Below are 22,678 nucleotides of genomic sequence, written 5' to 3'. Positions count from 1 at the left end.
GCGTCGGTCAGCGCCTATTCAATCAGTCATACGGCGCTTTCTTTAGTCGAGGGCAATGCTGCGATGATCTCGGCGCGGCAGGTTTCCAGTATTTCATCCGCGAGCGGCGAGTCATCCGGACACGCCCGCGACAGCATGACCGCACCGATTGCATGGGCCAGCAGGTCGATCATCTTCGCGCGTGCCTCTTGCCTGGTGACATCCACCGCCTGCGCGTACTTGTCCCCAAGGGCTGCAAGCGTATTTTCAACGCCACTGGCAAAGGTCGCCTTCAGATCACCGGGCTGGCGGGCGGCGTCACCGCACAGGGCTGCCAGGGTACACCCCGCTGCCCTGCCGTCGCGGTGATCCCTGGACACGTACAGGTCGACAAATCCCGGCACGTCGAGATCGCAGGTACTCGACAGGGATTTGGCCAGGCTGTTTTCGGCCGCTTCGGCCATCAGATCGGCCTTGGAGCCAAAGTGTTTGTAGAAGCCTCCCTGGGTAAAACCCGCGGTAGCCATAAGCTCTGCCACACCCACACCGTCATAGCCACGCTCACGAAACAGCTCTGACGCCGTCTCCACAATATGAGCTCGGTTGGCGAGTGATTGCGTCTTGGTGATCTTCATTTCGCGGCCCTTACGACTCCTGAACAATGACCTGATCATACTCTGATGTCGGTCATAATCAAAACCATTGACAGCTTTGATTATGATCGACATCATAAAACCACCCGCACCTATCCCTGCGGCTGTGTGGCGCCGATCGCCGTACCTGATCATCCTGAACACTCAAGAGCATCCATTTATGAGCACTCCCGAAACCGTACTGATCACTGGCGCCTCCACAGGCATTGGCGCGACCTACGCCGAGCGTTTTGCCCAACGTGGGCACAACCTGGTGCTGGTTGCCCGCGATAAAGGCCGACTGGACGCACTGGCCTCGCAGCTGCATGAGAAACACGCGGTGTCCATTGACGTGATCCAGGCCGACCTGACTCAGACCGGTGACCTGGCCCGCGTCGAAGCACGCCTGCGTGATGACGCCAGTATCGGCATCCTGGTGAACAACGCGGGCGCCGCCCTCTCCGGCAGCTTCATCGAGCAATCCATCGACAGCGTTACCAACCTGGTCGCGCTCAACACCACCGCCCTGGTACGACTCGCCAGCGCCATCGCGCCACGCCTGGTACATGCCGGTAACGGCGCGATTATCAACATTGGCTCGGTGGTGGGGCTGGCACCGGAATTCGGCATGAGCGTCTACGGTGCAACCAAGGCGTTCGTGCTGTTTCTATCCCAAGGGCTGAGCCTCGAACTCTCGCCCAAAGGCGTCTACGTGCAAGCCGTTCTTCCAGCCGCCACCCGCACGGAAATCTGGGATCGCGCAGGCATCGACATCAATACCCTGAGCGAAATCATGAGCGTGGACGAGTTGGTCGATGCTGCGCTGGTCGGTTTTGATCGTCGCGAGCCGGTGACCATTCCGCCCTTGCAAGACGCCGCCCGCTGGGATGCCCTGCAAGCCGCCCGCCAGGGTTTGCTGTCAGAGATTCGCCAGTCGGTCGTCGCCGAGCGCTATCAAGCCAAGGCGTGATTGTCACGTATAGCCATGGGAACTGAACGATGAAAGCCTTCCTGATCGACCGTTACGGCAAGCATCAAGGACGCCTTGCCGAGGTCCCGGACCCGGAACCGGGCATCCACGACGTACTGGTCAAGGTACATGCCAGCAGCGTCAACCAGCTGGATTCGAAGATCAGCAAGGGTGAATTCAAACTGATCCTGCCCTACACATTCCCGCTGATCATGGGCAACGACCTGGCCGGCGTCGTCGTTCGCGTAGGGTCAGGCGTGCGCACCTTCAAGCCCGGTGACGAGGTCTACGCGCGCCCGCCCGACGCGCGCATCGGTGGCTTTGCCGAGCTGATCGCGATTGAGGAAAGTGCCCTCGCACTGAAGCCCAACAACACCAGCATGGAACAAGCCGCCGCCCTGCCCCTGGTGGCACTGACCGCCTGGCAGGTGCTGGTTGAAACAGCCCGCGTGAAGAAGGGGCAAAAAGTCTTTATCCAGGCGGGCTCCGGTGGTGTCGGCAGCATTGCCATCCAGCTGGCAAAACACCTGGGGGCTTTCGTTGCCACCACGACCAGCACCGCCAACGTGGAGTGGGTCAAGGCGTTGGGAGCAGACGTGGTCATCGACTACACGCAGCAAAACGTCGAAAACCTGTTGCGTGACTACGACGTCGTCTTGAACAGCCTCGGCCCCGCCGAACTGGAAAAATCCCTGCGCATTCTCAAGCCGGGTGGGCAACTCATCTCCATCTCGGGACCACCGACCGCCGAGTTCGCACGCGAGCAAAAGCTGTCCTGGGGACTCGGTTGGATCATGCGCCTGTTAAGCAGCGGCATACGCAGAAAAGCCCGCAGGCAGGGCGTCGACTATGGGTTCGTGTTCATGCGCGCGAGCGGTGCGCAATTGCAGAAAATCACCGCGCTCGTCGAGTCCGGCACCATCACACCGGTGATCGACCGAACCTTCCCTCTCGAGGCAACGGCTGAGGCCTTGAGCTACGTCGAACGGGGCAGAGCCAAGGGCAAGGTGGTGATCAAGGTCCTATGACTAAGCCCACCCAACGCTCAAGCTGATGGCGATGCAGACTTGTCCCGCGTTGGGGTGCGAAGCGCCCCCAATGAAGGACGAATGGGGTGTACCCGATATTGCGCAGTGGCTGGTTTTGGGGCTGCCGAGCAGCCCAGCGCGGGACAAGCCCGCTCACCACATCCACAGTGGATCTCATGGGCATCCACAAGCGCATTTCACATCAGATCCAACCGAGCCAGCTCCAGTAGGTCGCCGCAAACACCAACATCAACCCATACCCGATCAACGTCACCAGGATCCCCACCTTGGCAAACTGCCGCGCCGTAAACGTCCCGGTCCCCAGGCACACCATGTTCTGCGGCGCATTGATCGGCAGGATAAACCCGTAGCTCATCACAAACCCCAACAGCATGGTCATGCCCAAGCGGTTGAACTCCCCCGGCAAGGTCTGCAGCACCGCAATCAATATCGGCAACAACGCCGAAGTCAGTGCCGTGGCGCTGGCAAAGCCCAGGTGGATCACAATCAGAAACGCCCCCAGGATCGCAAATACCCCCAGCGGCCCGACCTGATCCAGGCCGGTGTGCGCCACCACCTGGGACCCCAGCCATTGCCCGGCCTGGGTGGTCAGCAATGCGGTACCGAGGCTGATGCCCACGCCAAACACGATCACCGTGCCCCACGGAATGCGCGATTGCACATCTTTCCAGGTCATCACCCCGATGCCCGGCAGCAGCAGGAACACCAACCCGGCGTAGGTGGTCGAGGTGGTGTCAAACGGGTGCAGGCGCCCTTCCGTGGCCCACGCCAACAGCAGCAGCACCGACACCGTCAGCAAGCGTTTCTGCGGGCCGGTCATCGGGCCGATGTCCACCAGGGACTGGGTCACGGCCTCCTTGCCACCGGGGATGCTGTCGGTTTCCGGCGGCAGCAGCTTGATCACCAGGAACAGCAACACCGCCGACATGATCACCGCCCACGGCGCGCCGGCGATCAGCCAGTCGATCCACGACACGCGCTGGCCGAGCATCTTGTCCATGAAGCCCACGGTCAGCAGGTTTTGCGCGGCGGCGGTCTGGATGCCGACGTTCCAGATGCTGGTGCCCTGGGCCACCACGATCATCAGGCCGGCGGCGATGTTGGAGCGCTTGTCCACGCCAAATGCGGCGACCACGCCCATCATGATCGGCACCACACAGGCGCTGCGTGCAGTGGCGCTGGGGACGACGAGGCTGAGCAGGATTGTGACCGCAATCGCCCCGAGCAGAATGCCGCGGGTGCTGGTGCCGACGCGGGTCAGGGTCACCAGGGCGATACGCCGGTCCAGGCCGGTGTGGGTCATGGCCGCCGCAATGAACAACGCGCCCGCCACCAGGGCCAGTGCCGGGTTGGAAAAGCCGGTAAGCGCCATGCTGATGGCCGGGCTGGAGCCGATCAGGTGCGTGGGGTCTTGCAGCGACGGCGCGGTGCCGAGCAAAAACGCCATGAGCGAGGTGATCATGATCGCGCTGGCTTCATAGGACACCGCCTCGGTGATCCACACCACCACGGCAAACGCGAGGATCGCCAGCATGCGCTGCCCGGCCACCGGCAGGTCGGCGGGCAGCGGCAACAGCAGCACGCCGACCATCACCAGTACGCCGATCACCAGGCCCAGGGGCAACTTGAAAGAGGCTGCGGTTGTTGCGGGGGCGTTCATGGCGGGCTCCGTCGGGCTCTGAATCAGGGAGGCAGCATGGGGCAAAGCGCCGCAACAGGTGTTGACGGGTATCAACCCGAGGTCAATAACTGGCTCAACACCGCCCGCAACTTGCCGGGCTTGAGCGGTTTGTTCAGCAACGGCGCGTCCAGGCGGCGCAGCGCGCGGCGGCACTGGTCGGTACGGTCGGCGGTGATGATCACGGCGGGGATGTTCTGCGCGAAATGCTCGCGCAGGTGCTTGACCACCGCACAGCCCACCACCCCATGGTCGAGGTGGTAGTCGGCCAGGATCAGCTCCGGCGCCCTGCCCTGCAACGCCAGCAACGCCCCGGCCTGGTCGGTGGCGGTAATCACCTCGCAGCCCCACTGCGCCAGCAGCGCACGCATGCTGTCGAGGATGCTCACCTCGTTGTCGATCACCAGCAGGCGCCTTCCCGGCAGCGGGTTGCCCGTGCTCGGTTGCGACGGCAGTTGGCTGATCGCCAGGGGCATCTCTTCGCTGATAGGCACCTCGATACTGAACATCGAGCCGCGCCCCGGCCACGAACGGACTGCCACCGGGTAGCCGAGGATCTCGGCGATGCGCTCGACAATCGCCAGGCCCAGCCCTACGCCTTTGCGGTCCGAGGCACGGCCGACGTCGAGCTGGTTGAATTCAAGGAAGATCGCGTCGAGGCGGTCGGCCGCGATGCCGCGCCCGGTGTCCCACACTTCCAGGCGCAGGCGATCGCCACGGCGGCGCGCGCCGAGCAGGATGCAGCCCTCGTCGGTGTAGCGACAGGCGTTGCTGAGGAAGTTGCGCAGGATCCGCGTCACCAGGCGCAGGTCGGTGCGAATCGCGTAATGTCCGGTACGCGCGCGCAGGTTCAGCCCGGCCGCCAGCGCCACCGACTGGAACTCCGAGACCAGCGGCGCAAACAGCTCATCCAGGCGATACAGCGCCACATCGGGCTTGACCGCCGCCTGGTCGAGCCGCGAAATATCCAGCAGGTCGGTGAGCAAATCCTCGGCGCCTTCCAGGGCCTGGTGCGTACGTTCCACCAGCACCTGTTCGACGCTGGGCAGGTTGCGCTCGCGCAGGGTGGAGACCAGCAGTCGCGCGGCGTTGAGTGGCTGCAACAGGTCATGGCTGGCGGCGGCGAGGTATTTGTCCTTGCTGCGGTTGGCGGCCTCGGCGGCATCGCGGGCATCGCGCAGTTCCTGCTCGACCTGCTCGCGCTGGGCGATCTGCTGTTGCAGGTTGCGGTTGGCTTCCAGCAGTTCATCGGTGCGCGCCGCCACGCGCTGCTCCAGCTCATCGTTGAGACGGATATAGCGGTTGCGCTCGGCCTCCAGCTCGTCGAGACGCGCGGTGAGTTCCGGGTAGTGGCTCTTGCGCGCCGAGTGATTACCCAGGCCCAACAGACCGGCGAGGGCCTGTTGCTGGTCGTCAGAGCGCTTCGCCATACACCACCTCGACATCACGCTGGCTGGACTCGCGCGGGTTGGTGAGGATGCACGGGTCGTGCATCGCATGCTGGGACAGGAACGGAATGTCCGCCACGCGCACGCCATGCAGGCCGAGGGTTTCATGGAAGCCGATGGCGTGCTTCAGCGCAATCAGATGCTCCACCAGCCGCCCGCGAATCTGCCGATGGTTGAGCCCCCGGCAGTCAATGCCAAAGGTCTCGGCAATCACCTTGAAGCGCTCCGGCGCCGAGTTGTAGTTGAACGCCACCACGTGTTCCACCAGCACCGCGTTGCACAAGCCGTGGGGCAGGTCGAGAAACCCGCCGAGGCTGTGGGACATGGCATGCACCGCGCCGAGGATCGCATTGGAGAACGCCAACCCCGCCTGCATGCTGCCGAGCATGATCTTCTCGCGCAGGGCAATATCGCCGGGGTTGGCGATCATCTGCACCAGGTTGCCGTTGATCAGGCGCATGGCTTCCAGCGCATGGGGGTCGGTCAGCGGGCCGTGGCCGGTGGACACGAATGCCTCGATCGCATGCACCAGCGCGTCGATGCCGGTACAGGCGGACAGGAACGGGTCCATGCTCGCCGTGGTTTCCGGGTCGATCAGCGACACATCCGGCACCACCGCCTTGCTGACGATGGAGAACTTCATGCGTTCCTGCTGGTTGGAAATGATCACGAACTGCGAGACATCCGCCGAGGTGCCGGCGGTGGTGGGGATCAGGATCAGCGGCGGGCTCGGCACGCGGATGGTGTCCACGCCTTCGAACTCGAGGATGCAGCGCCCATGGGCGACCACAATGCCGATGGCCTTGCCGCAGTCCATGGGGCTGCCGCCGCCGATGGCCACGATCACGTCGCAATGGTTTTCCCGGTACACCTCGGCACCGAGCATCACTTCCTCGACGCGCGGGTTGGGCGACACGGCGCTGTACAGGCAGTAGCCGATGCCGATGGCCTGCAGGCTGGCTTCCACATCGGCGACCCATCCGGCGGCGATCACACCGGGGTCGCTGACCACCAGCACCTTGCGCGCACCAAAGGTCTTGGCGTAGTTACCGACGTTGTGCCGACAGCCGGCACCGAAGATGATTTCAGGCGAGACGAATTTACGCAGGAGGCTCAGATTGGGGCTCATTGGAAAGCCTGTTGTTATTATTTTGGGGAGATGCGCTCCACACTAACCCATTCCCAGGCGTTTGCAATCAGACCAAAGGGTCATTCCCAATAGGACACCGGCCAGCGCGAGGCTGGCCGGAGATGGATCAGCGGCTGGCGAAGTACATGGTCACTTCGAAGCCGATACGCAGGTCGGTGAAGGCGGGTTTGGTCCACATGGGGAGAGTCCTCTTGTTGTGCCGGAAGATTCCGGTGAAGGCATTAATGCATGGGGGGATGGGGGTGCGAATGCTACTTTCGAAGTAAATGCCGCACTGCATTAGTCGCGAATGTACAGGGAGCAAAATGTGGGAGGGGGCTTGCTCCCACACTTGATTGCATTTCAAGTTGGAATCAGAAGAAACCCAACGGATTGATGTCGTAGCTCACCAGCAAATTCTTGGTCTGCTGGTAGTGATCGAGCATCATCTTGTGGTTCTCACGCCCCACGCCCGACTTCTTGTAGCCGCCAAACGCCGCATGCGCCGGGTACAGGTGATAACAGTTGGTCCATACGCGGCCGGCCTTGATCGCCCGGCCCATGCGGTAGGCGCGGTTGATGTCGCGGGTCCACAGCCCGGCGCCGAGACCGAATTCGCTGTCGTTGGCAATCGCCAGGGCTTCGGCTTCGTCCTTGAAGGTGGTGATCCCCACCACCGGGCCGAAGATTTCTTCCTGGAACACGCGCATCTTGTTGTGGCCCTTGAGCAGGGTCGGCTGGATGTAGTAACCGCTTGACAGGTCGCCCTCCAGGCGCTCGGCCGCGCCGCCGGTGAGCAGCTCGGCGCCCTCTTCCTGGGCGATCTTGAGGTAGGAGAGGATCTTGTCGTATTGCTGCTCGGACGCCTGGGCGCCGACCATGGTCTCGGTGTCCAGCGGGTTGCCGCGCTTGATCTTGACGATCTTCTTCATCACCACTTTCATGAAGTCGTCGTAGATCGACTCCTGCACCAGCGCCCGCGACGGGCAGGTGCACACTTCGCCCTGGTTGAAGAACGCCAGCACCAGGCCTTCGGCGGCTTTTTCGATGAACGCAGGCTCAGCCTGCATGATGTCTTCGAAGAAGATGTTCGGCGACTTGCCGCCCAGTTCCACGGTGGAGGGAATGAGGTTCTCGGCGGCCGCATGCATGATGTGCGCGCCGATGGGGGTCGAGCCGGTAAAGGCAATCTTGGCAATGCGCTTGCTGGTGGCCAGCGCCTCCCCGGCTTCGCGGCCAAAGCCCTGGACGATATTCAGCACGCCCGGTGGCAGCAGGTCATTGATCAACTCGGCAAACACCATGATCGACAGCGGCGTCTGCTCGGCCGGCTTGAGCACGATGCAGTTACCGGCGGCCAGGGCCGGGGCGAGTTTCCAGGCGGCCATCAGCAGCGGGAAGTTCCACGGAATGATCTGCCCGACCACGCCCAATGGCTCATGGAAGTGATAGGCCGCGGTGTGTTCGTTGATCTCGGCGGCGCCGCCTTCCTGGGCGCGGATGCAGCCGGCGAAGTAGCGGAAGTGGTCGGCGGCCAGGGGCACGTCGGCGTTGAGGGTTTCGCGCACGGCCTTGCCGTTGTCCCAGCTTTCGGTCACGGCCAGCACGTCGAGGTGCTGCTCGATACGGTCGGCGATTTTCAGCAGCACCAGGGAGCGATCCTGGGGCGAAGTCTTGCCCCAGGCGTCGGCGGCGGCATGGGCAGCGTCAAGGGCCTTGTCGATATCGGCGGCGTTGGAGCGCGGGAATTCGGCGATCACTTCACCGGTCACCGGCGAGGTGTTGGTGAAGTACTCACCACTGAGCGGGGCGACGAACTCGCCGCCGATGTAATTGCCGTAGCGCTGCTTGAAGCTGACGATGGCGCCAGGGGTGCCAGGTTGTGCGTAGATCATGTTAAAGCCTCTGTCTGGGTCCGGGCCTGTCGGTCAACAGGCGATGACCCGATAGTAAAGAGCCCCCGCTGGCGGGCGAATGCGCCGTTGGCAGGGGGGCACTTGTCATTTGGTCGTAGTTTCAGTGCTTGGCGACCAGCTCTTTGGGCAGCTTGAAGGTCCAGAGCATGCCGCCCTGGTTGAAGTCCTTGATGCGCTTGGCCACTTCACCGCCCCACAACGGCACGGCGCCGCCCCAGCCGGAGAGCACCGAGACGTACTGTTCGCCGTCCATTTCCCAGGTCACAGGCGAGCCGAGCACGCCGGAGCCGGTCTGGAATTCCCAGACCTTCTCGCCGGTCTTGGCGTTGAACGCCTGCAGGAAGCCTTCCGGCGTGCCGGTGAACACCAGGTTGCCCTTGGTGGTCAGCACCCCGCCCCACAGCGGCGCGAAGTTCTTGTGGCGCCAGACTTCCTTGCCGGTCTTCGGGTCGATGGCGCGCAGTACGCCGATGTAGTCTTCGTTCAGCGGCTTGATGGTGAAGCCGGCGCCAAGGAACGCCGCGCCCTTCTTGTAGGCGATGCCTTCGTTCCAGATGTCCATGCCCCACTCGTTGGACGGCACATAGAACAGCCCGGTGTCGCGGTTATAGGCCATCGGCATCCAGTTCTTCGCACCGAGGAACGCCGGCGCGACAAACACCGAGGTGCCCTTGGTTTCGCTGCCCGGCGCGCCTGGGCGGCTGGCTTCGTTGTAGATCGGTCGACCGTCCTTATCCAGGCCGCTGGCCCAGGTGATCTTGTCGACAAACGGGAAGCCACGGATGAACTTGCCGTTGGTGCGGTCGAGTACATAGAAGAAGCCGTTGCGGTCGGCGGTGGCTGCCGCTTTGATTTCCTTGCCGCCTTCGGTGTAGTTGAAGGAGATCAGCTCGTTGACGCCGTCATAGTCCCAGCCGTCGTGGGGCGTGCTCTGGAAGTGCCACTTGATGGTGCCGTCGTCCGGGTTCAGCGCCAGGCGCGAGGACGAGTAGAGGTTGTCGCCGGGGCGCAGGTGCGAGTTCCACGGCGCCGGGTTGCCGGTGCCGAACAGCAGCAGGTTGGTTTCCGGGTCGTAGTAGCCGCCCAGCCACGGTGCGGCGCCGCCGGTTTTCCACAGGTCGCCCGGCCAGGTCTTGCCCGCCTCGCCGCCGGAGATGCCGTTTTCCACGGCTTTGCCGTCCTTGTAGACATAACCCATATGGCCTTCGACCGTCGGGCGGCTCCACAGCAGCTCGCCGTTTTTCGGGTCATAGGCCTGGATCTTGCCGACCACGCCGAATTCGCCACCGGCCACGCCGGTGATCAGCTTGCCGTTGACCACCAGGGGCGCGGCGCTGATCGAGTAGCCTTCCTTGTGGTCGGCGACCTGCTTGCTCCACACCACTTTGCCGGTGTCTTTGTTCAGCGCCACCAGCTTGGCGTCGAGGGTGCCGAAGAACACCAGGTCGCCGTACAGCGCCACGCCACGGTTGATCACGTCACAGCACGGGCGGATGTCATCGGGCAGACGCGCATCGTACTGCCAGAGCTTCTTGCCGGTGCGCGCATCCACCGCGAACACCCGCGAGTAGGAACCGGTGAGGTACATCACCCCGTCCTTGATCATCGGCTGCGCCTGTTGCCCACGCTGCTTCTCGCCGCCAAAGGAAAACGCCCAGACCGGGCGCAGGTCCTTGACGTTGTCGACGTTCAGGCTATCGAGGGGGCTGTAGCGCTGGCCCTGCACGCCCAGGCCGTTGGTGACGATCTGCCCGGGGTTTTTCGGGTCCTGGAGGATGTCCTCATCGCTGACCGAGGCCATGGCCTGGCCGGATAACAGGATGGCACCGAGCAACACACTCAAGGCGAAGGGTTGGCGACGTGCGGGTTGGGTCATGACGGCTACCTCTGCGGTTTTTTGTTATACCCGGGAAATTTTCCCGGTCTGGTGCAGATTCTTGGGCGCAGGGGCCGTTGTCACAATTGACCGCAGTATCGAGTTTGCTAGTTCCTTAGTAGCGGGTCAGCGCGGCGAATCCACGCGTTGCATCTGTTCGCGCTCGTACCGCGGGTACAGGTGGCTGACGCTGCGGATCAGTTCATAGCGGCTCAGGCTGATCGCCGCGAAGCGTGCGGGGATGGGGCTGCGGATCATCTCGGCCATGTCGCTGCCCTGGGCGGCGCCGTCATGCAAAAGTTGATCGAGCCAGGTCAGGTAGTCGCGCATCTGCGTAAAGGGTTGCGCGTCGCTGGCCACCGGGCCATGGCCGGGCACGATCAGGGTCCAGGGCAAGGCTTGCAGGGTGCCGAGGTCAGCCAGCCACACCGCCAGCCCCGGGCTGTTGGGGGTGGTGAGCGCGCGCTGGTAAAACACCAGGTCGCCGGCAAACAGCACGCCGGTGCTCTGGTCGAAGATCGCCAGGTCGGCGCCGGTGTGACCGCTGAGCGCGAGCAGGCGCAGGTCATGGCGGCCGACGCTCAGCACACCGGGCTGCAGCACCTGGGTGGGCAACACCACCTCGGTGCCGCGCATCCAGTCGCCGACCATGCGGTAGAGGTTTTCCGCCATGCCGTCGCCCTGCTCGTGCAGCAGCCGCGTGGTCTCGGCCAGGGCGCCGATGGGCACGTCCTTGAAGGCCTGGTTGCCCAGCGCATGGTCAGGGTGATGATGGGTAATCAGCACCTGGATCACCGGCTTGGGGGTGACACGGGCGATGGCCTCGCGCATGGCTTCGCCGTAGCGCCGCGACGGTCCGGTGTCGATCACCACCACGCCGGCCTCGGTGACGATAAAGGCGGTGTTGACGATATTGCCGCCGTTGGCCTTGGCAAAATTGTCGGTGCTGCCTTCGAGCAGCCAGGTGTCGTCGGCGATCAGCCGGGGCTTGAGGGCGTAGTCGAGGTCCGCCAGGGCGGGCAGGCTCAGGCCCAGGCATAACAATAGAATCCAGCGCATGCCGCGCTCCTTCTGGTCAGGGGATGGCCGCGTCGAACTCATTGCCGCTGTTGTCGCGCAGCACCAGGCGGGTGGGCCCCGGCGCGGCGATATCAAAGGCCAGGTTGGGGTTTTCGCTGACCGCCGGGAACAGCTCAAGATCAGCCAGCACCTGGCCGTCCTGGCCGCGCAGTTGCGCATGGTTGATAAAAAACTCGGGGATGCCGCTGACCATGCCGTTGTCCATCGGGTGCGCCACCTGCACACGTACGCGGCTGAACTCGCCACGCGGATAACGGCCGCCGAGCACTTCGCCGATGTGCTCTTCCCAGCCCGGCTGGGTGCGTACCACGCTGGGCGCGGTGCAGCCGCCACCGGCCGCGTCGATCAGGGTCGAACCCACATGCCACAGGCCGTCATCGGTGAGCACCGCCGCCCGCAACGGCGTGGCCTGCTCGATACGAATCCGCAGCGACAGCCACGGCAGCACCCCGGCCTTGGGCTGGAAGTCGACGATTTTCGGCAACGGGTTGAGCTCGGCCCAGGCGAGGATCTTCACCACATGGCCGCTGAAGGCTCGAGCATCGATTTCCAGCGGCACCTGGCGCGCATCTTCGGCGAACGGCGGCGCGAGCAGCTTGACTCGGTCGTCGAACACAAACGGCGCCTGCGCCAGGAACTGCTTGTGATAGAAGTCCCACATCACCGACGGCACCGGGTCGACCTCCACGGCGTGCGCCGCCAGCGGCAGCCAGCAGGCCAGGATGCAGCTCAGTCGCCAGTTCATCCCCTGCTCCTATTGATACATCTCGGGCACTTCGTACTGCAGGCCGTAACGGGCATAGATGGCTTGCACCGCGCCGTCGCGGATCAGGCCTTCCAGCGCCTCTTCCACCGCGTAGGCCAACTGGCGATTGCTCTCGTGCACTGCCATGCCGATCTCCCAGCGTTGCTTGCCCATGTTCGGGTAGGCGTTTTCGGCCAGGGCCAGTTGCGGGTCGTGGGCTTCATGCACCTGCCAATCGACTTCGCCGCGCATCGCCATCACCGCATCGACCTCACCGGCTTTCATCGCCGCAAAGGCCTGGGGTACGTCAGGGTAGTGATGGGTCCTGGCGGCGAGCATGCCGTTGAACACCGAGGTGAGGTAGAACGACGGCACACTGTCGACTTCGACGCCAATCGGGTGCTGCTCGAACACCGCCACGCTGGCGACCGTGTCCAGGCGCCGACGATCGTAGGCCACCTGCCATTGTTCGTTCTGGTACGGCCCGAACATCACCACATGGCCGTTTTCCAGTTCGCCCTGGTCGTTGCGCTTTTGTGCGTAATCGCGGTCGTAGGGCGCGCGCATCATCAGGTCGGCCAGTTGCTGGTTGTGCAGCGGGCTGCCGCGCCAGATGTAGTCGCGCAGGTCGTCGTCGAGCTTCTCGCCGGCCGGCGCCCAGATCAACGTGAGCCGTACCCCCAGCGCCGTGGCCAGGGCCTGGGCCAGTTCCACGTCGACCCCGCGCGCGGTGGCGCCATCTTCGAAACTGTAAGGGGCAAAGTCCTTGTACACCGCCACGTTGATTTCGCCAGCGGCGATCATCTGGTCATAGCTGCGCACCTGCGCCTGTGCCGGCTGGCAACACAGCAGGGCCAGGCCAAGCACATAAGCGAACAGGCGCATGGCTTACTCCTCGACGTGCACGCTGTCCAGGTAGGTGCGCACGGCCCACAAGGCTTCCTGGCTCAGGTAGTCGGCCATTTTCGGCATGTACACGCGACCGTCACGCACCGCGCCATGGCGCACGCGCTCGACGAACCACTCATCACCGGCTTCGCCCACATCGAGCATGCGCAGGTCGGGGGCGATGCCGCCGGACTTGGCTTCCAGGCCGTGGCAGGCGGCGCAGTTCTGGTTGTAGGCGGACGAGCCGATTTCCACGGCGCGGTCGTGTTCAGGCGAGGTGCGGTACGGATTGACCGCCGCCCAGCCATCTTCGTTGACCGGTACGCCGGCGTCCTTGATCGAGGTCAGGCCTTTGGTTTCCACCGCTTGCGGGACCACGTTGCCATGGGCCCAGGCGGAGCCCCCGGCGATCACACCGACCAACAGCCCGGCGACGAGCAAGGCATTGTGTTTTGTTGTCATTATTTTTGCCCTCAGGATTGCACGCAAAACCTCATTGCAGAGGCTATGGCAACCATCTTAGAAACCCCGGGGCATGGGCCGTATGCTGCTTTGGTGGCCGCCCTCTCCTCCCTTGGTAGTAGGGCTTGTGGGGCACGCCTAAAACAGCGGCGCCTCGGGAAGTCTTCCCGGCCACAGCGGGAGTTTTTCCGTATCCGCCCGGCGCCCCGGCGTTCCACCCTGTGCAGGCCAAAACCTCCACTGGGAACTGCAACCATGACAATAAGATCGCTACCCGCCCGCTCACCTTTAAGCCTTGCCGTGCAAGCCTTCGTGCTGGTGGGCAGCCTGTCCCTCAGTGCCGTAACGTTCGCGGCCGCCGAACCCGCCAAGCCGACGCACAATGTCACCTGGGAAGACATCGCCAACGACCACCTGACCACCCAGGACGTGCTGCAATACGGCATGGGTACCAACGCCCAGCGCTGGAGCCCGCTGGCCCAGGTCAACGACAAGAACGTGTTCAAGCTCACCCCAGCCTGGTCCTATTCCTTTGGCGATGAGAAGCAACGCGGCCAGGAATCCCAGGCCATCGTCAGCGACGGCGTGGTCTACGTCACCGGCTCCTATTCCCGGGTGTTCGCCCTCGACGCCAAGACCGGCAAGCGCCTGTGGACCTACAACCACCGCCTGCCCGACAACATTCGCCCATGCTGCGATGTGGTCAACCGCGGTGCGGCGATCTTCGGCGACAAGATCTACTTCGGCACCCTCGACGCGCGCCTGATCGCCCTCGACAAGCACACCGGCAAAGTGGTGTGGAACAAGAAGTTCGGCGACCACGCCGCCGGCTACACCATGACCGGCGCCCCGGTGCTGATCAAAGACAAGGTCAGCGGCAAGGTGCTGTTGATCCACGGCAGCTCCGGCGATGAGTTCGGCGTGGTCGGCCAGCTGTTTGCCCGCGACCCTGACACCGGTGAAGAAGTGTGGATGCGCCCGTTCGTGGAAGGCCATATGGGCCGCCTCAACAGCAAGGACAGCACCACCACCGGCGACGTCAAGGCGCCTTCGTGGCCGGATGACCCGACCACCGCAACCGGCAAGGTCGAGGCCTGGAGCCACGGCGGTGGCGCCCCTTGGCAGAGCGCGAGCTTCGATGCCGAGACCAACACGATCATCGTCGGCGCCGGTAACCCCGGCCCGTGGAACACCTGGGCGCGCACCGCCAAGGACGGCAACCCCCACGATTTCGACAGCCTCTACACCTCGGGCCAGGTCGGCGTCGACCCGAGCACCGGCGAAGTGAAGTGGTTCTACCAGCACACCCCCAACGACGCCTGGGACTTCTCCGGCAACAACGAGCTGGTGCTGTTCGACTACAAGGACAAGGACGGCAAGGTGGTCAAGGCCACCGGCCACGCTGACCGCAACGGCTTTTTCTATGTGGTGGACCGCAACAACGGCAAGCTGCAGAACGCCTTCCCGTTCGTCGACAACATCACCTGGGCGAGCCATATCGACCTGAAGACCGGGCGTCCGGTGGAGAACGAAGGCCAGCGTCCGGCCAAGCCCTTGCCGGGTGAAACCAAAGGCAAGCCGGTGGAGGTCTCGCCGCCGTTCCTGGGGGGCAAGAACTGGAACCCTATGGCCTACAGCCAGGACACCGGCCTGTTCTACATCCCAGGCAACCAGTGGAAAGAGGAATACTGGACCGAAGAGGTCAACTACAAGAAAGGCTCGGCGTACCTGGGCATGGGTTTTCGCATCAAGCGCATGTATGACGACCACGTCGGCACCCTGCGGGCAATGAACCCGACTACCGGCAAGGTGGTGTGGGAGCACAAGGAAGCCTTGCCACTGTGGGCCGGCGTATTGGCGACCAAGGGCAACCTGGTGTTTACCGGTACAGGCGACGGTTTCTTCAAGGCCTTCGACGCGAAAACCGGCAAGGAGCTGTGGAAGTTCCAGACCGGCAGCGGCATCGTCTCGCCGCCGATCACCTGGGAACAGGATGGCGAGCAGTATGTCGGCGTCACCGTCGGCTACGGCGGCGCGGTGCCATTGTGGGGCGGCGACATGGCCGAGCTGACCAAGCCGGTGGCACAAGGCGGGTCGTTCTGGGTGTTCAAGATCCCGAGCTGGGATCAGAAGACCGCGCAAAAATAACCCCCGCGAGAATGCCGGGCCGCTTTTTGCAGCAAGCGGCTTCCCTTGTGGTGAGCGGGCTTGCCCCGCGCAGGGCTGCGAAGCGGCCCCGGCATTCCTCCAGCACCTCCGTGCGCTCAGGGTTTACGACTGCTGCGCAGCCGAGCGCGGGGCAAGCCCGCTCACCACAGCAAGCCCGCTCACCACAACAAGCCCACTCACCACAGCAAGGCCCTCACCACAACAAGCCCGCTCACCACAGGATCCCCAGAGGTCGTACGATGAACTACCTGCCCTTGTTACTCCTGCTCTGCCTGCCCGTGGCCCACGCCGACGACGGCGACGATGCGCCGCTGATCATCAACGGCTGCACCATCGCCGCACACAGCCAATGCCCCGGCGCCAACCTTAAGGGCGCCAACCTGCGCAACCAGGACTTGAGCAAGATGAACCTGGCCGGCGCCGACCTGCGCGAGGCGGATCTGCGCCATGCCAACCTCGACCTGGCCAACCTGGAAAAAGCCCGGCTGCAAGGCGCCAACCTGACCCGCGCCAGCCTGCAACAAAGCAACCTGCGCCTGGCCGACTTCAGCGGCGCCACGCTGATGGCGATCCAGGGTTGGGGCCTGTTCGCCCAGGGTGCGCAGTTCGAAAACGCCAACCTCAGCGCGGCCTACCTGCAATTTGCGCGGTTGTCCGGGGCAAAAATGCACAAGGCCAACCTGCGTGCGGCCGACCTGGAAATGACCTGGTTGAGCAAGGCCGACCTGCAAGGGGCCGACCTCAGCGATGCCAACCTGCAGGAAGCCAAGTTCGGCGAGAGCAACCTGGAACAGGCCACCCTCACCGGCAGCCGCCAGCACTACGCGAACTTCCAGGATGCCAATATGGAAGGCTGCATCGACTGCCCCACCACCTGGGATCGCTAGCCCCCCGCGCATACGCTGTTATCCAACCACCCGCACCACGCCCATGTCGATCCCCAGGTGCACCAGTTCGGCATGGGAACTCACCTGCAATTTGCTCTTGAGCAAGGTCAGGTGATTGGACACGGTCTTGCTGCTGATATTCAGCTGGTCGGCAATCGCTCGGGTCGGCGTGCCCCTGGCCAGCATCAGGAAGATTTCCAGCTCGCGCGGGGTCATGCCCTGCAAACGTTGATCACCGGGCGTATAGGCCAGTTCAGTGGCCAGGGCCTGTTCGATGTAGGCGTGACCGTCGAGGATGCGCCGCACCGCTTCGATCAACACCTCGGGTGCCGAGGTTTTGGTCAGGTAGCCCGAGGCGCCCGCCTCCAGGGCCTGGCGCACCAGGGGCAACTCGTCGTGCATGCTGAAAAACAGCACGCGCAGGTGCGGCAGGCGCTGGCGCAGGCGCCGGGTGGTTTCCAGGCCGCTGATGCCCGGCAGGCCGAAGTCCATGATCACCAGGTGCGGCAGCGCTTCCTGGACCCGGCTCAACGCCTCTTCGCCACTGGCCGCCTCGCGCACTTCAACGGCCGGCAGCAGCGCACGCAACAGGCTGGCATAGCCTTGGCGTACCACCGCGTGGTCATCCACCAACAGAATATTCATGAGGCCTCCAACGGCATGTTCAACGCCAACGCCCAGCCGGCGCCGGGCTGGCTGATGATCTTCAATTCGCCGCCCAGGCAACGGGCGCGTTCGGCCATTGAATACAGGCCCACGCCGGGCCGCTGGGGCGTGTCTGCACCGCGACCGTTATCACGCACCCACAGGCGCAGGCGCGAACCGCGATGTTGCAGGCGCACGTGCACCTGGCTGGCGTCGGCATGCCGCAGGATGTTGGTCAGGGCTTCCTGGAGCAGGCGGTACAGATGAGTCTTGCTGGCGCCGGGCAACAGCGGCAGGTCGGTGCTGACCTGCAGGTGGCAGGGAATGCCATGGCTGGCCTGCCACTGGGTGACCAGCAGCGCAAACGCCTCGGCCATCGGCATGTGTTGCAGGGCCACCGGATAAAGGTCGTGGACCAGTGCCCGGAAGCCTTGCTGCAAGTGCTCGCAGTGATCCTCGAGTTGCGCCACCGTGGGCGCCAGCAGGTGCGGCTGGTCGGTGGCCAGGCGCAACAGGCAGGCCTGGGCGCGAATGCCGGCCAGGTATTGGCCGAGGTCATCGTGCAGGGTCTGGGCCAGGTGGGTGCGCTCCTGCTCCTGCACCGCCAGCAGGGTCTGGGTAAGCCGGGTGTTATCGGTGCGCGCCTGCTCCAGGGCGTCGGTCATGCGGTTGAAGTGCAGCGCCAGTTGGCGTGCTTCCGGCGCGCCTTGGCTGCGCAGGCGCACATTGAGCTGGCCGGCGCACACCTGTTGCAGTGCGCGCAGCAATTCATCCAGCACGCCCATGCCCCGGCGCACCGCCCAGCGGATGGTCAACAGGCTCAGGGCCAGAGCCAGTGCGCACAGGCCCAACAATTGTTGCAGGGAGTCCCAGACCTCGTCGATTTCATCCCGTGGGTCGACAGCGATGGACACACGCCGGCCGTCCGGCAAGTCCAGCACCTGGGCACTGCGCCGCGCCTCGGCAAACAGCAGGCGCCCAAGCCAGGCGTCCAGCCCGTCCGCGTCCGGCGCTTGCACGGTGTCGCCGCTCGCCAGCCAGTGCACACGCACATGACGCAAACTCGCGGTGAGGTGGGGTTGCAGGCTGGCCGGATCGCGCGCGGCGGTTTCGCTCAGGTAGTGCACCACCGCTTCGGCCGATTGCAGCTCGCGCTCCACATCGGCCAGGGCCTGGTGCAGCAACAGCGCGGTGCAGGCGCAGGTCACCAGGATGAAGAAGCCGCACACCCATAGGTTGATGCGCCACAAGGCCGACAAGACGCGCATGCTGGTGTCACTCCTGTGGATAGAGCCCGTGGTGCTCCATGCTAAAACCCCACGGCGCACCCGGGGCTACTACCTTGGTACTGCCCCAGCGCTACTTTCTGCATATTTGCAGCGACGTTCAGGGTTCCTATGCTGGCGCTACCTGTCATGGAGTGCCCTATGCGCCAGCTCGCCCCCTACGCCGTGATCTGCCTGCTGGCGATCGCCTGGGCCGCCACCGGCCAGGCCGCCGAAGCGCCCTTGCAGGTGCAGATCGGCTACCTGGGTTATCGGCCCGATCCGGGCCCGCTGCTGTCGAATGTGATTCCCGAGCCTGCCGATGCCGGGCAGCGTGGTGCTGAACTGGCGATCATCGATAGCAACAGCACCGGCGCCTTTCTCAACCAGCGCTACAGCCTGACCAGCGCTACGGTGGACACTCCGGACGCGCTGCTCGCCGCCGCCCAGGCCCAGCATGCCCAGGGCCTGCGCCTGTTCGTGATCAACGCACCCGCCGCCAGCCTGCGCCAACTCAGCGCGGCGTTGCCCGACAGCCTGCTGTTCAACGCCGGCAGCCCGGATGACCGCCTGCGCAGCAGCGACTGCCTGGGCAACGTGCTGCATACCCTGCCCAGCCGCGCGATGCTCGCCGATGCGCTGGCGCAGTTCCTGGTCGTGCGCAAATGGCAGAAGGCACTGCTGATCGTCGGCCCCACCGAGGATGACCAGGCCTACGCCGCCGCCCTGCGTCGTGCCGCCAAGCGCTTCGGCGTGCAGCTGGTGGCGGAAAAGGCCTGGCGCTTCGATAACGACCAACGCCGCAGCGCCCAGGCGGATATGCCGCTGTTCACCCAGACCGCCGAATACGATGTGGTGCTGGTGGCCGACGAGCGCGGCGACTTCGGCGAGTACGTGCCCTACCAGACGTGGTACCCGCGCCCCGTCGCCGGCACCCAGGGCCTGACGCCCACCGGCTGGCACAAAACCGTCGAGACCTACGGCGCCGCCCAATTGCAGAAACGTTTCGAGGCCCTGGCCGGGCGCTGGATGAACGACCGTGACTTCGCCGCCTGGATGGCCGTGCGCAGCGTCGCCAGTGCAGTGAGCAAGTTGCGCCAGGTCGAGCCCATGGCGATCCGCCAAGTGGAAATCAGCGAGCAACTGCCCCTGGACGGGTTCAAGGGCCGCAAGCTCAGCTACCGCCCCTGGAACGGCCAACTGCGCCAGCCGATTCCCATCGTGCAGCCCCGCGCGCTGGTCAGCACCTCGCCCCAGGACGGTTTCCTGCACCCCACCAACGAAATGGACAGCCTGGGCTATGACAAACCCGAGGTGACCTGCCGCTTCCCTTGATCGCCTACCCACAATAATAAGGAATCCGCCATGCGCCGCACCCTGCTCCCATGCGCCCTGCTGCTTGCCGCCGGGCACGCCGTGGCCAGTACCGCCTGGGTCTCCAACGAGAAAGACAACAGCCTGAGCCTGATCGACATGCAGACCCTGCAAGTCACCGACACCCTCAAGGTCGGCCAGCGCCCGCGAGGCTTGCTGCTGTCCCATGACAACAAGCTGCTGTACATCTGCGCCAGCGACTCGGACCGCGTGCAGGTGATGGACGTGGCCACGCGCAGGATCATCAAGGAACTGCCCTCCGGCAAAGACCCCGAGCAGTTCGCCCTGCACCCCAATAACCGCTGGCTGTACGTGTCCAACGAAGACGACGCGCTGGTCACCGTGATCGACACCGAGACCTCCAAGGTGCTCGGCCAGATCAACGTCGGCGTCGAACCCGAAGGCATGGCCGTGAGCCCGGATGGCAAGTGGGCGGTGAACACCAGCGAAACCACCAACATGCTGCACTGGATCGACACCAGCACCCAGACCCTGGCCGACAGCACCCTGGTGGACCAGCGCCCGCGCTTCGTCGAGTTCAACCACGATGGCTCGCAGCTGTGGGCCTCGGCGGAAATCGGCGGCACCGTGACCATCCTCGACGTGGCCAGCCGCGCGATCCTCAAGACCCTGACCTTCAAGATCAAGGGCGTGCACCCGGACAAAGTCCAGCCGGTCGGCATCAAGCTCAGCGCCGACGGCAAGTACGGCTTTGTCGCCCTCGGCCCGGCCAACCATGTGGCGGTGATCGACGCCAAGACCTTCGAGGTCCTCGACTACCTGTTGGTGGGCCGCCGCGTGTGGCAGATGGCATTTACCCCGGACGAGAAACAGTTGCTGGCCACCAACGGCGTGAGCGGCGATGTGTCGGTGATCGATGTGGACAGCCTCAAGGTGATCAAGTCGGTGAAGGTCGGGCGTTATCCGTGGGGCGTGGTGGTTACGCCATGAACGCCTTGGACGTGCGCGAGCTGAGCTTTGCCTATGGCGCGCGGCAGGCCTTGTGCGAGGTGAGTTTCAGCCTGGCGCCGGGGCGCTTTGCGGCGTTGCTGGGGCCCAATGGCGCCGGCAAATCCACCTTGATTGCCCTGCTCACGCGGCTGTATGACCTGCAAAGCGGCGACATTCGCGTGGGCGGTCATTCCCTGCGTGAAGCGCCGCGTGCGGCCCTTACACAACTGGGTGTGGTGTTCCAGCAAAGCACCCTGGACCTGGATTTAAGCGTGGAACAGAACCTGCGTTACCACGCTGCGTTGCATGGTTTATCGCGGCGCCAGACCGACCTGCGCGTCGCCGCCGAACTGGCACGCCAGGCCCTCACCGAACGGCGCCGGGAAAAAGTCCGCGAACTGAACGGCGGACATCGGCGCCGCGTGGAAATCGCCCGCGCATTGCTGCATGAGCCGCGCCTGCTGCTGTTGGATGAGGCCAGCGTCGGCCTCGACCCCGCCAGCCGCCTGGCCCTGAACCAGCACGTGCGCAGCCTGTGCTGCGAACACGGCATCAGCGTGCTGTGGACCACTCACCTGCTCGACGAAGTACAGGCCGACGATGCCTTGATGATCCTGCATCAGGGCCGCCTGGTGGCCAGTGGGCAAGTCGATTCCTTGATCGAGCAACAAGGCGGCGACCTGGGCAGCGTGTTCGCGCGCTTGACGCGCCCCACCACGACGGGAGCGGCGGCATGAACGCTTACTGGCAATGCCTGCGCGGCATCGTCCTGCGCGAGTGGCTGCGCTTTGTGTTGCAGCGCACGCGGTTTCTCAGCGCGCTGGTGCGCCCGTTACTGTGGCTGCTGGTGTTCGCCGCCGGGTTCCGTGCGGCGCTGGGCATCTCGGTGATCGAACCCTACGACACCTATATCCCCTACGAGGTCTACATCGTCCCGGGGCTGGCCTGCATGATCCTGCTGTTCAACGGCATGCAGGGCTCGCTGTCGATGGTCTACGACCGCGAGATGGGCAGCATGCGCGTGCTGCTGACCAGCCCGTTGCCGCGCACGTTTTTGCTGTGCAGCAAGCTGTTGGCCACCGCGCTGATTTCGCTGTTGCAGGTGTATGGGTTCCTGGCGATCGCCTGGGTGTACGGCGTGCAACCGCCGGCCATGGGGCTGGTCGTCGCCCTGCCGGCGTTGCTGCTGGTGGCCTTGATGTTGAGTGCCCTGGGCTTGCTGCTGTCGAATGCGATTCGCCAGCTGGAGAACTTTGCCGGGGTGATGAACTTCGTGATCTTCCCGCTGTTTTTCCTGTCGTCGGCGCTGTACCCGTTGTGGAAGATGCGCGACTCCAGTGAATGGCTGTACTGGCTGTGCGCGGTCAACCCGTTTACCCACGCCGTGGAGCTGGTGCGCTTTGCCCTGTACCAACGCTTCGCCGGCCTGGCCCTGGCGGTGTGCCTGGGTTTGACCGTGCTGTTCGCAGTGTTGGCGGTGCTGACCTTCAATCCCCAGCATGCGGCGTTGCGCAAAAAGGGCTGAAGGCGGCAAA

The 22,678-nt window shown here is 64.2% G+C and carries 21 protein-coding genes; 8 read left to right on the top strand and 13 right to left on the bottom strand.

The window, feature by feature from the left end:
* Nucleotides 1-26: 26 nt before the first annotated feature.
* Nucleotides 27-614, bottom strand: coding sequence for a TetR/AcrR family transcriptional regulator (locus AC07OP_RS12600; protein WP_495101743.1), 588 nt, complete (start codon nucleotides 612-614; stop codon nucleotides 27-29).
* A gap of 178 nt (nucleotides 615-792) precedes the next feature.
* On the opposite strand from AC07OP_RS12600, the gene AC07OP_RS12595 reads away from it, so the two are divergent.
* Together AC07OP_RS12595 and AC07OP_RS12590 are read left to right on the top strand one after the other, a co-directional pair.
* Nucleotides 793-1,581: an SDR family NAD(P)-dependent oxidoreductase gene (locus AC07OP_RS12595; RefSeq protein WP_495101744.1), complete on the top strand. Its 789-nt coding sequence runs from the start codon at nucleotides 793-795 to the stop codon at nucleotides 1,579-1,581.
* Between the two features lie 29 nt (nucleotides 1,582-1,610).
* A complete protein-coding gene (locus tag AC07OP_RS12590; protein ID WP_027606214.1) occupies nucleotides 1,611-2,609 on the top strand; it encodes an NADP-dependent oxidoreductase in 999 nt (332 codons plus the stop codon).
* A gap of 202 nt (nucleotides 2,610-2,811) precedes the next feature.
* Here AC07OP_RS12590 and AC07OP_RS12585 read toward each other — a convergent pair whose 3' ends face one another.
* From AC07OP_RS12585 to pedF, 10 genes are all read right to left on the bottom strand, one after another.
* The gene (locus AC07OP_RS12585; RefSeq protein WP_495101745.1) at nucleotides 2,812-4,290 is read right to left on the bottom strand and encodes a DASS family sodium-coupled anion symporter; all 1,479 of its coding nucleotides are present in this window, start codon (nucleotides 4,288-4,290) and stop codon (nucleotides 2,812-2,814) included.
* Between the two features lie 71 nt (nucleotides 4,291-4,361).
* Nucleotides 4,362-5,738 carry an ATP-binding response regulator gene (locus AC07OP_RS12580; protein ID WP_495101746.1) on the bottom strand — a complete coding sequence of 459 codons (1,377 nt, stop codon included), beginning with the start codon at nucleotides 5,736-5,738 and terminating at the stop codon, nucleotides 4,362-4,364.
* A complete protein-coding gene (ercA, locus tag AC07OP_RS12575) occupies nucleotides 5,722-6,885 on the bottom strand; it encodes an alcohol dehydrogenase-like regulatory protein ErcA (RefSeq protein WP_495101747.1) in 1,164 nt (387 codons plus the stop codon). Before ercA ends, AC07OP_RS12580 begins: the two co-directional genes overlap by 17 nt.
* 127 nt (nucleotides 6,886-7,012) lie before the next feature.
* Nucleotides 7,013-7,084, bottom strand: coding sequence for a pyrroloquinoline quinone precursor peptide PqqA (pqqA, locus tag AC07OP_RS12570; RefSeq protein WP_010209364.1), 72 nt, complete (start codon nucleotides 7,082-7,084; stop codon nucleotides 7,013-7,015).
* Nucleotides 7,085-7,259: 175 nt separating this feature from the next.
* On the bottom strand, nucleotides 7,260-8,780 hold the full coding sequence (gene exaC, locus AC07OP_RS12565; protein ID WP_495101748.1) for an acetaldehyde dehydrogenase ExaC: 1,521 nt from the start codon (nucleotides 8,778-8,780) through the stop codon (nucleotides 7,260-7,262).
* A gap of 121 nt (nucleotides 8,781-8,901) precedes the next feature.
* Nucleotides 8,902-10,677: a PQQ-dependent methanol/ethanol family dehydrogenase gene (locus AC07OP_RS12560; protein ID WP_495101749.1), complete on the bottom strand. Its 1,776-nt coding sequence runs from the start codon at nucleotides 10,675-10,677 to the stop codon at nucleotides 8,902-8,904.
* 126 nt (nucleotides 10,678-10,803) lie between these two features.
* Nucleotides 10,804-11,736 (bottom strand): quinoprotein relay system zinc metallohydrolase 1, encoded by a 933-nt coding sequence (locus AC07OP_RS12555; RefSeq protein ID WP_141155453.1) that lies wholly within the window; start codon nucleotides 11,734-11,736, stop codon nucleotides 10,804-10,806.
* 16 nt (nucleotides 11,737-11,752) lie between these two features.
* Nucleotides 11,753-12,502, bottom strand: coding sequence for a quinoprotein dehydrogenase-associated SoxYZ-like carrier (locus tag AC07OP_RS12550; protein WP_098479120.1), 750 nt, complete (start codon nucleotides 12,500-12,502; stop codon nucleotides 11,753-11,755).
* 9 nt (nucleotides 12,503-12,511) lie between these two features.
* Nucleotides 12,512-13,387, bottom strand: a complete 876-nt coding sequence (locus AC07OP_RS12545; RefSeq protein ID WP_414887538.1) for a substrate-binding periplasmic protein — start codon at nucleotides 13,385-13,387, stop codon at nucleotides 12,512-12,514.
* A gap of 3 nt (nucleotides 13,388-13,390) precedes the next feature.
* Nucleotides 13,391-13,852: a cytochrome c-550 PedF gene (gene pedF, locus AC07OP_RS12540; protein WP_027606205.1), complete on the bottom strand. Its 462-nt coding sequence runs from the start codon at nucleotides 13,850-13,852 to the stop codon at nucleotides 13,391-13,393.
* Nucleotides 13,853-14,107: 255 nt separating this feature from the next.
* Here pedF and exaA point away from each other — a divergent pair, with 255 nt between their 5' ends.
* Entirely contained in the window at nucleotides 14,108-16,000 is a 1,893-nt protein-coding gene (gene exaA / locus AC07OP_RS12535) for a quinoprotein ethanol dehydrogenase (RefSeq protein ID WP_495101750.1), read from the top strand.
* A gap of 260 nt (nucleotides 16,001-16,260) precedes the next feature.
* Nucleotides 16,261-16,908: a pentapeptide repeat-containing protein gene (locus AC07OP_RS12530; protein WP_115487065.1), complete on the top strand. Its 648-nt coding sequence runs from the start codon at nucleotides 16,261-16,263 to the stop codon at nucleotides 16,906-16,908.
* A gap of 18 nt (nucleotides 16,909-16,926) precedes the next feature.
* Here AC07OP_RS12530 and AC07OP_RS12525 read toward each other — a convergent pair whose 3' ends face one another.
* Nucleotides 16,927-17,553 (bottom strand): response regulator transcription factor, encoded by a 627-nt coding sequence (locus AC07OP_RS12525; protein ID WP_065948415.1) that lies wholly within the window; start codon nucleotides 17,551-17,553, stop codon nucleotides 16,927-16,929.
* Nucleotides 17,550-18,812 (bottom strand): sensor histidine kinase, encoded by a 1,263-nt coding sequence (locus tag AC07OP_RS12520; RefSeq protein WP_098479984.1) that lies wholly within the window; start codon nucleotides 18,810-18,812, stop codon nucleotides 17,550-17,552. Before AC07OP_RS12520 ends, AC07OP_RS12525 begins: the two co-directional genes overlap by 4 nt.
* A gap of 168 nt (nucleotides 18,813-18,980) precedes the next feature.
* On the opposite strand from AC07OP_RS12520, the gene AC07OP_RS12515 reads away from it, so the two are divergent.
* The 4 genes from AC07OP_RS12515 to AC07OP_RS12500 are packed head-to-tail and all read left to right on the top strand — an operon-like array spanning nucleotide 18,981 to nucleotide 22,668.
* The gene (locus AC07OP_RS12515; RefSeq protein ID WP_065940184.1) at nucleotides 18,981-20,153 is read left to right on the top strand and encodes an ABC transporter substrate-binding protein; all 1,173 of its coding nucleotides are present in this window, start codon (nucleotides 18,981-18,983) and stop codon (nucleotides 20,151-20,153) included.
* Between the two features lie 30 nt (nucleotides 20,154-20,183).
* A complete protein-coding gene (locus tag AC07OP_RS12510) occupies nucleotides 20,184-21,143 on the top strand; it encodes a YVTN family beta-propeller repeat protein (protein ID WP_027606199.1) in 960 nt (319 codons plus the stop codon).
* Nucleotides 21,140-21,880, top strand: coding sequence for an ABC transporter ATP-binding protein (locus tag AC07OP_RS12505; RefSeq protein WP_495101751.1), 741 nt, complete (start codon nucleotides 21,140-21,142; stop codon nucleotides 21,878-21,880). The genes AC07OP_RS12510 and AC07OP_RS12505 overlap by 4 nt, the downstream gene beginning before the upstream one ends.
* Nucleotides 21,877-22,668, top strand: coding sequence for an ABC transporter permease (locus AC07OP_RS12500; protein WP_108574199.1), 792 nt, complete (start codon nucleotides 21,877-21,879; stop codon nucleotides 22,666-22,668). Before AC07OP_RS12505 ends, AC07OP_RS12500 begins: the two co-directional genes overlap by 4 nt.
* Nucleotides 22,669-22,678: the final 10 nt, after the last annotated feature.

Source organism: Pseudomonas sp. GW821-FHT09D08, from assembly GCF_059416305.1.
Note: the sequence above shows the minus strand (reverse complement) of the source record. Positions and strands in the feature narration are given on the sequence as shown.